Raw genomic sequence first — 13,646 nt, 5'->3', positions numbered from 1 at the left:
CGTAACTCGGCTTTGGCGTGGCGATACCAACCAATGGGTTCGGGTCGGTCAAGCCCGGACTTGTAGGACTTTCGATCCGTTGTAAGGAACGCATGCGGAATCCGTATGGCTGCCGGCCAACCACTGTCCCTCGTTCGACCAGCGTGCCGCATTAGCGACTGGGCTCTGGCGCGTGACCGGTCGCCGCATTGGCGGAATGGTTGGTCAGTGGCTTCAGTCCCGTGACGGTGCGCAACAGAACATAGAAGACGGGTGTCAGGAACAGGCCAAACACCGTGACGCCGATCATGCCAGAGAAGACGGCGACGCCCATAGCTCGGCGCATTTCCGAACCGGCACCGGTCGAGAGCACCAGGGGCAAGACGCCCATGATGAATGCCATCGAGGTCATCAGGATCGGACGCAGCCGCAGGCGGCTTGCCTCGATCGCTGCCCGTATCGGCGAACGACCTGCGAACTCCAGTTCGCGCGCGAATTCGACGATAAGGATCGCGTTCTTGGCAGACAATCCCACCAGCACGATCAATCCGATCTGGGTGAAGACGTTATTGTCGCCCTTCGACATCCAGACGCCGAACATCGCGGCAAGCAACCCCATTGGCACGATCATGATGATCGACAGGGGCAGGATCAGGCTCTCATAGAGCGCAGCCAGCACCAGGAACACGAGGAGGATCGCGAGTGGAAAAACCCAGATGCCGGAGTTGCCGGCGATGAACTCCTGATAAGTCAGGTCGGTCCATTCAAAGGCGAAGCCAGGCGGTAGTACTTCGGAGGCGATGCGCGTGGCCGCTTCCTGGGCCTGGCCGGAGGAATACCCGGGCGCTGCCGCGGCGTTGATGTCGGAGGACAAGAAACCGTTGTAACGGATCGCGCGTTCAGGCCCGGCGCTCTGGCGAATCTTCAAGAGCGCCGAGAGCGGGATCATGTCGCCGGACGCAGAGCGCACCTTCAATTGCCTGATGTCGTCGGCCCGCGCGCGGAACGGCGCGTCGGCCTGCACACGGACCGAATAGGTGCGCCCAAACTTGTTGAAGTCGTTGACGTAGTACGAGCCCAGATAGATCTGCAGCGTGTTGAAGACTTCTGTCACGGGCACGCCGAGCTGCAAGGCCTTGGTGCGGTCAATGTCGGCGAACAACTGTGGCACGTTGACCTGGAAGCTCGAGAAGACGCCGGCGATTTCCGGTGCCTTCTGCATCGCGGCCATGAACGCCTTGGTCGCCTCGTTCAGCGCGTCATAGCCGAGGCCGGCGCGGTCCTCGATCTGGAGTTTGAAGCCGCCGATGGTGCCGAGCCCGTTGACCGGTGGCGGCGGGAACATGGCGATGAAGGCTTCCTGGATCCCGGCATATTTCTTGTTCAGCTCGGCCGCGATCGCGGGGCCACTCAACGCGGGATCCTTGCGCTCGTCGAACGGCTTCAAGGTAGAGAACACGATGCCGGCGTTGGAGGAGTTGGTGAAACCGGAGATCGAAAGGCCGGGAAACGCTACCGAGCTCTCGACGCCGGGCTGCGTCAGCGCAATGTCGCTCATCTTGCGGATGACCTCTTCGGTGCGGTCGAGCGCGGCGCCGTCGGGCAGGCGTGCGAAGCCGACGAGGTACTGCTTGTCCTGACCCGGGACGAAGCCGCTCGGCACCTGCTGGAAGAGTAGGGCGGTCAGGCCAATCAGGAGCACATAGGCGCCCATCACCGCCGCCTTGCGAGAGATCACTTTGGACACGCTGCCGCTATAATTCTCCGAGGCGCGCGCGAAGGCGCGGTTGAAGCCGCGGAAGAACCAGCCGAGCCCTTTCTCCAGAATGAGGGTAAGCCTGTCCTTGGGCTCATTGTGGCCCTTGAGCAGCAACGCCGACAATGCCGGCGACAGCGTCAGGGAGTTGATCGCGGAGATCACGGTCGAAATCGCGATCGTCAGCGCGAACTGCTTGTAGAATTGTCCGGTGAGGCCGGAGATGAAGGCGAGGGGAACGAATACGGCAATCAAGACCAGTGCGATCGCGATGATGGGGCCGGAGACCTCCCGCATTGCCTGGTAGGTGGCGTCTCGCGGCGACAGCCCGGCCTCGATGTTGCGCTCGACGTTCTCGACCACGACGATAGCGTCGTCGACGACGATGCCGATCGCGAGCACCAGGCCGAACAGGCTGAGCGCATTGATGGAGAAGCCGAACACGTGCATCACGGCGAATGTGCCGATGATCGACACCGGCACGGCCAGGAGCGGAATGATGGAAGCCCGCCAGGTTTGGAGGAACAGGATGACCACCAGTACCACCAGCGCGATCGCTTCCAGCAGCGTGTGGATCACCGCCTCGATCGACGAGCGCACGAACTGTGTGGGGTCGTAGACGATCTGGTAGGATACGCCCTCGGGCATGTTCTTCTTGATCTCGGCCATGGTGGAGCGGACTTGGTCGGAGATCTGGAGCGCGTTGGAGCCTGGCGCCTGGAAGATCGGGATCGCCACCGCCTGTTTGTTGTCGAGCAGCGAGCGCAGGCCGTATTCGGACGCACCTAATTCGATGCGCGCGACGTCGCGCAGCCGCACCACCTCGCCACGCGAACCGGTCTTGACCACGATGTCGCCGAACTGTTCTTCACTCGCGAGCCGACCTTCGGCGTTGACCGACATCTGAAGGTCGATGCCCTTGACGCTCGGCGAGGAGCCGACCACGCCGGCGGCGGCCTCGACGTTCTGCGCCTGGATCGCCCTCACGATGTCGCTTGCAGTCAGGCCGTGCTCGGCGGCCTTCTGCGGGTCGACCCAGACGCGCATCGAGTAGTCGCCGGCACCGTAGAGCTGGACATCACCGACGCCGTCGATCCGCGCAAGGCGGTCCTTGACGTTCAGCACCGCGTAGTTGCGGAGATACGTCATATCGTAGCGGTTGTTTGGCGACAGCAGGTGCACGACCATGGTGAGGTCGGGCGAGCTCTTCTTGGTGATAATGCCGAGCTGGCGAACTACCGCCGGCAGGCGCGGCTCGGCCTGTTGCACGCGGTTCTGCACAAGCTGTGTCGCCTTGTCAGGATCGGTGCCGAGGCGGAACGTCACTGTCAGCGTCATCGCCCCGTCGGTGGTTGCCTGGCTGCTCATGTAGAGCATGTTCTCGACGCCGTTGATCTGCTCCTCGATCGGCGTTGCCACTGTCTCCGCGATCACCTTCGGATTGGCGCCGGGGTAGGTCGCGCGCACCACCACGGAGGGCGGCACGACGTCCGGATACTCCGAGATCGGCATGGCAAAGAGCGAGATCAGGCCGGCCAGGAAGATCACGATCGAAAGCACACCGGCAAAAATCGGCCGATCGATGAAGAACTTTGAGAGATTCATTGCTATGCCCCAAGCGCTGACGGTCGTTAGCGCTGCACGATTTACCGGCTGCCGGCGTTCGATGCTTGCTGCGGTCCGCGCGAGCCCATCTCCGCAATTTCGGTCTTCAGGAGCGCGCCCGGGCGTACCCGCTGGAGGCCGTTCACGACGATGCGGTCACCGGATTTTAGGCCACCCGTCACGATGCGGAGCCCGTCGACGGCGCCGCCGAGCGATATTCCGCGATAGACCGCGCGGTTGTCGTCGCTGACCACCATAACGGACTTCTTATCCTGATCGGTACCGATGGCTCGCTCGTCGATCATCACCAGCGTCTGTTGCTGAGGCTGGCCCATCCGCACCCGCGCGAACTGGCCGGGGATGAGGCGTCCATCTTCGTTCTGGAATACCGCGCGGACGCGTATCGTGCCGCTCTGGCCATTGACCTGGTTGTCGATCAACTGGATATGGCCTTTGGCCGATGTGCCGCCAGAGGTGGTCATCTCGACGGGTATTTGATCAAGATTGCCGCGCTTGCCGGAACTATCTGCAATGGAATTCAGCGCCCGCAGCACGATCTCTTCGTCCGCATTGAAACTTGCATAGATCGGGTTGACAGAGACCAGAGAGGTCAGGACCGGGGAGGCAGTCCCTGCGGCCACGAGGTTTCCGACCGTCACCTCGATCTTGCCGACGCGGCCATCGACGGGTGCACGGACCTCGGTGTAGTCTAGATTGAGCTTTGCAGTCTGCAGCGTCGCCTCGGCCGCCTTCACATTGGCGATGGCTTCGCGATTGGCGTTCTCGCGCTGATCGAAATCGCGCCGCGTGACGACGGCGTTGCCGACGAGTTGCGCGCCGCGCTCGACTTCGCTCGCAGTGAAGATCGCACGCGCTTTTGCTGCCTCGAGCTGCGCGCTCGCCTTATCCACTTCGGCGGCGTAGGGCGCGGGATCAATCTTGAACAGGACATCGCCAGCTTTCACCAACGCGCCCTCGGCAAAGTTGGCCGACAGGATCGCGCCAGCGACGCGTGGGCGGAGCTCGACGCGGTTGACGGCTTCGAGACGTCCAGAGAAGTCATCCCACAGCGCGGTCCGACGCGGCTCGATCACCGCGATCGTGACGGAGACGGCCTGCTCGGGTGCGGTCCCTGTGGTCGCCTGGGCCGCATGAAAATAGCGGCCGCTCGCGATCGAACCGGCCGCCGCGAGGACGCCGATGATGGCAACGCCGCCGACAACGCGTCGGAATTGGCCGGAACGGGAGGTATTGGCGGATGGGGGCATTTGCGCGCTCCATAAATGTAGTGTTCACTACAGATATGGAGCTGGACGATGGTTCGCAAGATACTTATGTACTGCACACTACGAAAATCTTATGTCGCAACCCGCAAGACTGGAAATCAAATAAAAGAACCACGATAGATCAGAAGGTTAGAGGATTGAACGCCGAGCGGAAAAACGGCGTCGACATCAAGGGAGTAACGCGAATGGCCATGGGACGCCCGAGAGAATTCGACGCCGATGCTGCATTGGATCAGGCGATGGAAGTCTTCTGGAGACATGGCTATGAGGGCGCGACCATTGCCCAGCTTACCGAGGCGATGGGCATTAACCCGCCGAGCCTCTATGCGGCATTTGGAAATAAGGAAGGTCTCCTGAAGGCGGCCCTCGACCGGTACACGGCCAAACGTGCCGCCTGGATGGAGGGGGTTTTGAGCGCGCCGACCGCCCGCGACGTCGCGGAGCGGATGCTCATGGGTACCGCAGACAGCCAAACCGATCCCGACAATCCGCCCGGTTGCCTGCTCGTGCAAGGCGGCCTTGCGTGCGGTACCGGTTCGGAGAACGTTCCCTTCGAGCTCGCAGCGCGCCGTGCACTGACCGAGGATCAACTCCGCGAACGCTTCGTCAGGGCGAAGAAGGAGGGCGATCTGAAGCAAACCGCCGACGCTGCCGCGCTGGCGCGCTATCTTTCGGCGGTGTCCGCCGGCATGGGCGTGATGGCGTCATCAGGCGCCGATCGCGAAGTACTGCGACAAGTGGCGAACGTATCCGTCAAAGTTTTCGAAGAACAGTCGACAACGTGAGAAGTCATCTTCTTGCCGAGCCGAACTCCGCGACGGACGACGCGAAATCGACTACCTAAGGAAGAGACGGCATAGCCCGCGCTGGCTAACACAACGGCTGAAACCACCACGAGATCGCGCTTTCTTGTGGCGTGGCACCTCAACCAGATTGTGTACGTGACTGCCCACTCGGGTACCCCTGCGTTTCCAGCAGTGCTGAACCGACGACATTGGAAAGCAGATCAGTATACTGTTGGATAGTTGCGACCGGGCTCGGCCCGACCGCCGCTCTGCGATAAGGAAGACGTGATGAACGAGATGATTGGCTACCCCGATCCCGGCCTCGATCTGTCGGACGGCTTCAAGCCGCACACCTCGCACTGGGGCGTGTTCTCGGCGCGTCACAGCGAGGCTGGACTCGAAGTCAGGCCGTATGCGGGGGATCCTGATCCGAACGGCATCATCGGCAACTTCCCCGGCGCGTTGCACCATCAGGCGCGCATCGCGCAGCCGGCGATACGCCGCGGCTGGCTTGAGCGTGGCGCCGGCCCCGATGATCGCCGCGGCCGCGACGAATTCGTCTCCGTTAGCTGGGACAAGGCGCTCGACATCCTGGCTGGCGAGCTATCGCGCATCCGCGACACAAGCGGCCCTGGTGCGGTCTTCGGCGGTTCCTATGGCTGGTCGAGCGCGGGCCGCTTTCATCACGCGCAGAGCCAGGTTCACCGCTTCCTCAACATCGCGATGGGCGGCTATGTGCGTTCGGTAAACACCTATTCCTCGGGCGCGTCCTCCGTGCTGCTGCCGCAGATCCTGGCGGGTTACGAAGACATCACCAAGCGCAACGTCACCTGGGAGCAGATCGCGGCCGAAAGCGAAATCGTGCTGGCATTCGGCGGCATGGCGCTGAAGAACTCCATGGTGGCCGGCGGCTCGATCAGCAAGCATGTCGAGCGCGGCGCCATGGCCGCGGCGCGCCGGCGTGGCTGCGAGTTCATCCTGGTCAGTCCGCTGCGCGACGATCTGCCCGCGGAGGCCGGTGCCGAATGGATGACGGCCGTGCCCGGCACCGACACGGCCCTGATGCTCGGGATCGTCCACACGCTGGTCAGCGAAGGCCTGCACGATCAGGCCTTCCTCGATCGCTATACCCAGGGCTGGCCGATCTTCCTGCGCTATCTGACCGGCGAGACGGATGGGCAACCTAAGAGTGCCGAATGGGCCACCACGATTTGCGGTATCGACACGAACACGATCAGGAAACTTGCCCGTCGACTTGCCGGGCGGCGCGCGCTGATCACCGTCTCCCATTCGCTGCAGCGCTCGGAGCATGGCGAGCAGCCGGTGTGGATGGGCATGGTGCTGGCGGCAGCTCTCGGCCAGATCGGCTTGCCTGGAGGCGGCTATGCTTATTCGCTCGGTGCGATCGGCTATTACGGCCGCCGCGTGAACGATGTGCCGGGGCCGACGCTAGGGCAAGGCCGCAATGGTGTCACGGACTTCATTCCAGTGGCGCGCATCGCCGATATGCTGCTCAATCCCGGCACCACCTATCGCTACAACGGCGAGACACGCGTCTATCCGGACATCCGTCTCGTCTACTGGGCAGGCGGCAATCCCTTCCATCACCACCAGGATCTCAACCGCCTCCGCAAAGCCTTCGCCCGGCTCGACACGCTGGTTGTGCATGAGCTCGCCTGGACCGCCACGGCCCGCCACGCCGATATCGTCCTGCCCTGCACGATGACGCTCGAGCGCGAGGACATCGGCTATTCCACCAACGATCCCCTGATGGTCGCCATGCACCGGATCGCGGAGCCGTTTGGCCTTGCGCGCGACGACTATGAGATCTTCACCGATATTGCCGAACGTCTCGGCGCCCGTGACGCCTTCACCGAAGGCCGCACGGCACGGCAGTGGCTGGCGCATCTCTACGAACCGACCCGTGCCTCGCTCGCCGCGCGCGGCCTCCCGGCCCCGAGCTTCGAGGAATTCTGGGAGCGCGGCAGCCTGATCGTGCCGCAACACCTCGACGACGGCGGTAAGCTCCGCCGCTTCCGCGAAGATCCGATCGCTCATCCCCTTCCGACACCAAGCGGACGGATCGAGATTTTCTCGAAGAAGATCGCGGGCCATGGCGATGCGGACTGCCCGGGCCATCCGGTTTGGCTCGAGAAGACCGACGTGCCCAAGCCGGGCTCGCCGTGCTTCCTTGTCGCCAATCAGCCGGTGACGCGTTTGCATAGCCAGCTCGACTTTGGCGGACATTCGACCGGGGCCAAACATCGCGGCCGCGAGGTCGCGCGCATGAATCCGCGCGACGCGGACGTTCGCGGGATCATGGATGGCGACATCATCCGCCTGTTCAACGAACGCGGAGCCTGTCTTGCCGCGGTGGATATCACCGACGGCATCGCTCCCGGTGTCGTCCAGCTACCGACCGGCGCGTGGTACGACCCGATGGATCCGGAGGAAGAGACACCGCTCTGCGTTCACGGCAATCCGAATGTGCTCACACGCGACATCGGTACCTCATCCTTCGCGCAAGGCTGCACCGGCCAGCTCACGACTGTCGAGGTGGAGCGGTTCAATGGCAATCTTCCGCCGATCCGCGCTTTCGATCCGATGTAGCGGACGTGGCGTCAGCTCCTGACTTGCGACGCGCATCCTCTAACAAATCTAGCTCGGTTCAGCGCCTCTCCGCGCGGCTTTGGGCACGTTATGAAACAGCTACGTCGCGAGCTATGCTACCCTCCGGTAAGAAAACAGTGGCTCGGCGATAGTGGGTTTCGCGATGTAGCGGACCAGCAACTCCAGCCCCCGATGGTTCACAGAACACTTAACCACCTCGCCGCAAGAGAGCCGCAGCATGCCGTCCTCGCGAGGGAGCCGAACCAACAAATACCGCTTGGGCGGCGGACCACTGCTCCGAGTCGCCAAGCGCATCGGGCATCCGAAAAATTCCCAATGCTCCGGCGAGTACCGTTCTCGTTGAGAACAGCCGCAACGAAATCGCAACGAATTGGGTGAAACGACCGTGAACAAAACGTGGCGGAAACGCGCGTCACAGCAAGAAAATCAATATCTTAGAAGATGTTCACTGTGTTCGGGACGGGTCTCCAGCCAATTGACCGGCGTCCCGATGATCCGCATGTCGCCGTCAAAGCGGCATTCATAACTGATACAGCCATGTCCGGTGTTCAGGGGATAGTGTTCTCTAATTCCGGGTCTGGGTGTCAAGCTCTCCACGATCATCCTTGCCGGGCCCACTGTTCTCTCCGCGGTAGGGGTGAACCCTCCGCATGATGGCGTAAGGTGACGTTGGCGGTTCAATGTTGCAATCGCGGTCGTCCTTTCCGACGCTCGCACCAAATCTGTCGAACTCACCATCGCCATCGTCCCGGCTGGGACGTCTTTTCCCGCCGTTTGGCAGAAACTCTGTAATGCCCTCGCTAGGCAGCAATTTCCTTTTTCGACCAGTTGAACTCGGTTCCGTCGATCCACATGCGATGCAGAATGACCGCGAGCTTACGCGCGACTGCGACCTTTGCCTTGCGGAGTCCGTTGCGCTTGACGAGCCTAACCCCCCAAGCCTTCACGGCGGACCACTTCGGGACGCGCGTCAGCAGAACCCCGGCTGCTTCAAACAGGTAACTTCGTAGCATCGCGTCGCCGCACTTCGAGATGCGACCTGACCAATCGAGCTCTCCGGAGGCGTGGCGTCTACTGGTTAGCCCGACATAAGCACCTACGCTTCTCGATCGCGCAAACCGTGCCGGATCGTCAATCGTTGCCTTGAAGGCGAGCGCGGTGATCGGACCGATCCCAGGCATCGTCATAAATCGGCGGACCTGCGCATCATGGCGGGCCAGTTTCATAACCTTGCGGTCAAGCTCGCTAACCTGCTGCCCAACGGCATTGCGCGCTTCGAGCAGCGGTCTGATCGCAGCTATCAGCTCAGGACGGCCCTCGATCAACTCCTCGGTTCGTACGGCGAAGACATTGAACGTGGCGCGGCCGATGACAAGACCGAGGTTCTTGAGAAGGCCGCGAACATGGTTCTCAAGATCGCGCTTGATCTTGACCAGCAGCGCCCGACTCGCCAGCAGCGCCCTGACCGAATGGCTGTCGATATCCTTGACGTGCACCTCTTTGAACCAGCCGGTCTGCATGATGCGGGCGATCCCGATAGCATCGTTGCGGTCGCTTTTGTTGATCTGCATCTTGAGCACGGCCTTGGCATGGCGCGCGTCAATACAGATCACCGGTAGGCCAAGCTGCTTAAGTTCGGTCCACAGCCAGGTGGACGTTGGGCCGGTCTCGAGGCCGATGCGTACTGCATCCGGCGCTTTTGACCTCACGTAAACTGAGATCGCCTCAGGATCTGAATCGACCACGCCCTCTCGCACGACCGACCCCGTCTGATCGACCACGCAGATCGATGTCTGCTTCAACGATACGTCCAGTCCGACATAGTATTCCATTGCCGCTCTCCATCGTTGCGAGGCCACATGAGGCTGGCCTCTTACGTTCCTGGAGAGCTGATTCCTTTGCCTTTTGTCTGGCTCGATCCCGGAATTACCCCATGTTGCAAAACTTCGGTTGAGGCGACTCGCGAACCGTGATTCCGTCTGTTGAGACGGCATTTGCGGGAGCGGCGGATATTAGGGCGGCAGGAGAGCGGTCACGGCCAGTTCTTTTATTCCTTTGATCTCGACAAGGTCGTGCCACCGGATCACCTGGTACGGCAAATCGATGGTTTGCTCGACCTGAGCTGGGTGCACGACAGCTGGCTAAAATAGTCGACGGAGGAGTCCTCTTCGATTTCCCCAGTTCCTTCGCTCGCGATTTGACAGCTTCATTAGCCAACACCGCACTTGACCGCGACAATGTGCTAGACTTCAGGGTCATGCCTGACCGCGTCTCGTCGAAAATACAAAGCGCAGGTCTCTTACTATTCCGAAGGGCCGGGGGGCGTCCAAGTCCTATTGGGGGGTGGCCCGTTTTGGAGTCGTAAGGATCAGGGTGCCTGGACCATTCCGAAAGGCCTGATTGGGCCTAGCGAATCCCCGCTTTCGGCCGCACAGCGTGAGTTCGCCGAAGAGACCGGCTATCGTCCGGGCGGCGAAGCCATTCCGCTTGGCAGTGCCAAGCAACCGGGCGGCAAGGTCGTCCACGTGTGGGCAATTGAAGAGGACTGGGACCTGGCCGATCTTCAGAGCAACACGTTCGAGATGGAATGGCCTCCGCGGTCTGGGCGACGGCAATCATTTTCTGAGATCGATCGCGCGTCCTGGTTTGGCATTGCCGAGGCGCGACTTAAGATGCTGAAAAGCCAAGCAGCGTTCCTGGACCGTCTGTTGGAAATACTGGGTCGGGCTGAAGGCAGCAAATAGGCCTTGGCTACTGGCCGACTTCTTCCATAACAACTGATCTGGCGAGGATCGCGATCGGTAGGTCAGCCGAACGTGAACGCAAACGCTTCGGCGCCCGGGCCGAAGAACTCGATTTCGAACGTTCGGTCGATGACGGGCTTCGTCTGTCTTATCAGCTGGTAGAGGCGCTGTTCGGTCACTGCGCCGTAGCCTTGCTCATCGACGTCCAGTCCGTGGGCGTCGCTTGGCGGCTTTGCGTCGATCAGCACGCGGAATCGCACCGGCGTTCCCGGGGCCGTCGGGCCCATGACAAGATGAAGATCGCGCGCGTGAAAGCGGTAGGTAACGCCGCCATTGGATTGGTCAGCATCGCCGCCTCGCTCCGCACCGTCCAGTCTCCGGCAAGCGCCCATTCATTCAGGCGTAACCGCGCGGGCGATTCATAAGTGTGGAGTTTGTTTAGGACCGGCCTCCCGGGGGATGCAAAGTTCTGAGTGCGATCGTACCCTAAACAGTTTTCCCTGGACTTCAGGCTGTCCCAATCAGCCGCGGCCTCGATACCGCGGGCAAGCACCGACACGGGATCGCGGGCGATGCCGGCGGCTCCGGTTTCGGCCAGCAGTTCTTGAATGATTTTTTCCGACTGCTCGTATGAACCCTCACCAAAATGGTGATGCCGCAGGCGACCCTGCGCATCGATGAAGTAGAGCGCCGGCCAGTAGTTATATCTGAAGGCGCGCCAAATGGTGTGCTCGTTGTCAACCGCGACCGGGTAGTTGATCCGCATCTCTTTCACCGCCCAGCGGACGTTGTCGATGTTCTTCTCGAAAGCGAACTCCGGCGCATGGACGCCGATCACCACCAATCCCTGATCCTTGTACTTCTCGGCCCAGGCGCGAACATAGGGCGCCGTCCGCAACCAGTTGATACAGGTGTAGGTCCAGAAATCGATGAGGACGAGTTTCCCGCGCAGGGGCGCCCTGCTCTTTCTTGAGACGGTCCCGCTCGTCACAAAGGCCCTCGGTCTTCGCCAGTATCCTCCCCAGCAAAAGCTCAGCCGATGCTGTCCCGAGCCGGCGCGTTGAAGCTGCAGGATCTCTTTGCGCTGTCTTCCGACCTGGACGCGCATGTGCTCAAGTATGTACTCTATCTGCATAGCGCTCCTTCAATTCTCTCTGGATTGTTCGGATGAGCCCTTCGGCGCGGCGCCCGCCAACGGCGCAAGGGTCACGCGGTATTCTAACATGGCGGGTGCCGTCACTCCCTGAAGAATGGCAGAAGCAGTACTGTCTGAGACCAGCACGCGCGCAGCAAAAGCCGGTCCGGGTCAGTGAAAAGCTTGAGCAAGTGGGGAATGCCCCTAATTTGGGTATTGCCCGCGACTCCAGGTTGCCCTTGGATGCCCCGGGTCTGGGAGGCTATTTTCGACGCGTATTTTGGCAGTGGTGGCGCTGTGCGCCACGGTTGGCGGCTGCGGCCTAATCGCTCGCAAGGAATTACAGGAAAAGCAGCAAGCAGCCATTGCCGAGATGCAGGCGGGCTTCGCCGAATGCAAGGCCCGCTTCCCTGAAGGCTCAAAGCAGTACGTAGCAAAGCAACAATGCGACAGCGCCGCCGCTCAGGTGATCCGGCCGTACATGACATACCCTGATCTGTTTGACCGTGCGCAAGCCGATCGGGCTGTCATCGCGGAACGCTTGCAGGCCGGCAGGATAACCGTTGCGGAAGCCAACCAGCAAGCAACTGCAAATAAGTCTCAGATCGCGGAAGATGAGCAGCGGCGGAACTTAGCAGCGCGATCGGTCGAGGCCCAAGAATCGGCGGCAGCTGCGGCCTGGCGCGCTTCGGCGCCGGTGTCCTGCACGGGCATAGGCAACACGACGAACTGCTACTAACCGGAAAGACGGCAAGCACGTTGCCTATTTTGGCGCCCGGAAAGGCCACAACTCAGAGGTAGCCCAAGTGACGCTGTGGAGCCCCAACACGTCGATTGTTTGGTGTCGATCTTCAGGCGATTGAGGACACTCCGCGCACGGTCAGCAAGCAGGCGGTAAGGAGGCATTTTCTTAGGGCTTACGTTAGGAAGACTCGATAGGGGCTTGTATGTGAGGGGCCGGCCCGGGTGATGGCTCATGCGCACGGTCAGGAAAACGAAGAACTAGACGCGCCGCCGACGAATTAATCGAATTGTTTTGGATTTTCGACGTGTTTTTTGTCCTTTGAAATTGGGCACAAGTGCCACTTCTGGCATTAAAAAAATCCGTCTTTATGGAGCGGGCAAGTCGGCCGGCATTTTGCGCCCACACCGGCCGAAAATTCCCTTTTTGCTGCTCGCAGTCGGAGCATGGGGCCCCAGGAAGGGCCGGTACCGTTGAATAAAAAAATCCCCAGTGCTTCGGCGGGGGGCCGTGCTGTTGCTCCCAGTACCGTGATGGGGAATCATGGGTGGGCTGCTGGGGACACCGTCATGGCGCTAAGAGTCGTAAGCGAGCAAATCCGAAAAGTCCTCAAGAAGCGGGCTCATGATCAATTGACCCGAGACCTTCGAAAGTTCGCACCAAATTTCCTTCGGATAACCAGTGGGTCAGGCAAGTCGCTCGATCTCTTGCGCCAAACGGAAAGAAGTAGCGTACCCTGCGTGAGGCCCAATGACAGTTTCAATCCGCTTTTGCATCTTTGCCGATGACGGCCTTCAGCGCCTCTCGCAGCGGGTGATGGAGGGCTTGGTTCACGGCTCCGACGCGATGCCTCAATTCGCCGGCACCAAGCAAAAAGTTGCAAACGTGATTGTAGAGCTGGAGGAAGGCAAGCCGGCTCGGATTACCAGGGCCGAGCAATTTCCTGCATCTTGACGCCGGCGGTAAAGTTCCCGAATCTCATC

The 13,646-nt window shown here is 61.0% G+C and carries 8 protein-coding genes and 1 pseudogene; 5 read left to right on the top strand and 4 right to left on the bottom strand.

All coding sequences use genetic code 11. From position 1 onward, the window contains the following. Positions 1 to 151: 151 nt before the first annotated feature. A complete protein-coding gene (locus RX328_RS30510; RefSeq protein WP_213256346.1) occupies positions 152 to 3,340 on the bottom strand; it encodes an efflux RND transporter permease subunit in 3,189 nt (1,062 codons plus the stop codon). 41 nt (positions 3,341 to 3,381) lie between these two features. Next, positions 3,382 to 4,608, bottom strand: coding sequence for an efflux RND transporter periplasmic adaptor subunit (locus RX328_RS30505; RefSeq protein WP_213256339.1), 1,227 nt, complete (start codon positions 4,606 to 4,608; stop codon positions 3,382 to 3,384). Positions 4,609 to 4,811: 203 nt separating this feature from the next. Between RX328_RS30505 and RX328_RS30500 the strand changes: the two genes are divergently transcribed. Beyond that, positions 4,812 to 5,411, top strand: coding sequence for a TetR/AcrR family transcriptional regulator (locus tag RX328_RS30500; RefSeq protein WP_213256373.1), 600 nt, complete (start codon positions 4,812 to 4,814; stop codon positions 5,409 to 5,411). A gap of 288 nt (positions 5,412 to 5,699) precedes the next feature. Continuing rightward, complete coding sequence (locus RX328_RS30495) at positions 5,700 to 8,021, top strand: molybdopterin guanine dinucleotide-containing S/N-oxide reductase (RefSeq protein WP_213256337.1); 2,322 nt, start codon at positions 5,700 to 5,702, stop codon at positions 8,019 to 8,021. 821 nt (positions 8,022 to 8,842) lie between these two features. Here RX328_RS30495 and RX328_RS30490 read toward each other — a convergent pair. Continuing rightward, complete coding sequence (locus tag RX328_RS30490; RefSeq protein ID WP_317258540.1) at positions 8,843 to 9,874, bottom strand: IS110 family transposase; 1,032 nt, start codon at positions 9,872 to 9,874, stop codon at positions 8,843 to 8,845. 504 nt (positions 9,875 to 10,378) lie between these two features. Between RX328_RS30490 and RX328_RS30485 the strand changes: the two genes are divergently transcribed. After that, entirely contained in the window at positions 10,379 to 10,786 is a 408-nt protein-coding gene (locus RX328_RS30485) for an NUDIX domain-containing protein (protein WP_312018105.1), read from the top strand. Positions 10,787 to 10,848: 62 nt separating this feature from the next. On the opposite strand, the pseudogene RX328_RS30480 reads toward RX328_RS30485, so the two are convergent. Further along, positions 10,849 to 11,894 (bottom strand): annotated as a pseudogene (locus RX328_RS30480) (redoxin domain-containing protein). A 313-nt stretch (positions 11,895 to 12,207) separates the two neighbouring features. Between RX328_RS30480 and RX328_RS30475 the strand changes: the two are divergent. Continuing rightward, positions 12,208 to 12,660 carry a hypothetical protein gene (locus tag RX328_RS30475; RefSeq protein ID WP_312018108.1) on the top strand — a complete coding sequence of 151 codons (453 nt, stop codon included), beginning with the start codon at positions 12,208 to 12,210 and terminating at the stop codon, positions 12,658 to 12,660. A gap of 753 nt (positions 12,661 to 13,413) precedes the next feature. After that, positions 13,414 to 13,617 carry a hypothetical protein gene (locus tag RX328_RS30470; protein ID WP_213255195.1) on the top strand — a complete coding sequence of 68 codons (204 nt, stop codon included), beginning with the start codon at positions 13,414 to 13,416 and terminating at the stop codon, positions 13,615 to 13,617. Positions 13,618 to 13,646 lie beyond the last annotated feature (29 nt).

This window comes from Bradyrhizobium sp. sBnM-33 (assembly GCF_032917945.1).
GTDB lineage: Bacteria > Pseudomonadota > Alphaproteobacteria > Rhizobiales > Xanthobacteraceae > Bradyrhizobium.
The sequence above is the reverse complement of the archived record's forward strand: the minus strand, read 5'-3'. Positions and strand labels throughout refer to the sequence as shown.

Excerpts from the sequence above, each read along its gene's own strand:
- RX328_RS30510 (WP_213256346.1), bottom strand. The coding sequence starts at position 3,340 with ATGAATCTCTCAAAGTTCTTCATCGATCGGCCGATTTTTGCCGGTGTG.
- RX328_RS30505 (WP_213256339.1), bottom strand. The coding sequence starts at position 4,608 with ATGCCCCCATCCGCCAATACCTCCCGTTCCGGCCAATTCCGACGCGTT.
- RX328_RS30500 (WP_213256373.1), top strand. The coding sequence starts at position 4,812 with ATGGCCATGGGACGCCCGAGAGAATTCGACGCCGATGCTGCATTGGAT.
- RX328_RS30495 (WP_213256337.1), top strand. The coding sequence starts at position 5,700 with ATGAACGAGATGATTGGCTACCCCGATCCCGGCCTCGATCTGTCGGAC.
- RX328_RS30490 (WP_317258540.1), bottom strand. The coding sequence starts at position 9,874 with ATGGAATACTATGTCGGACTGGACGTATCGTTGAAGCAGACATCGATC.
- RX328_RS30470 (WP_213255195.1), top strand. The coding sequence starts at position 13,414 with ATGACAGTTTCAATCCGCTTTTGCATCTTTGCCGATGACGGCCTTCAG.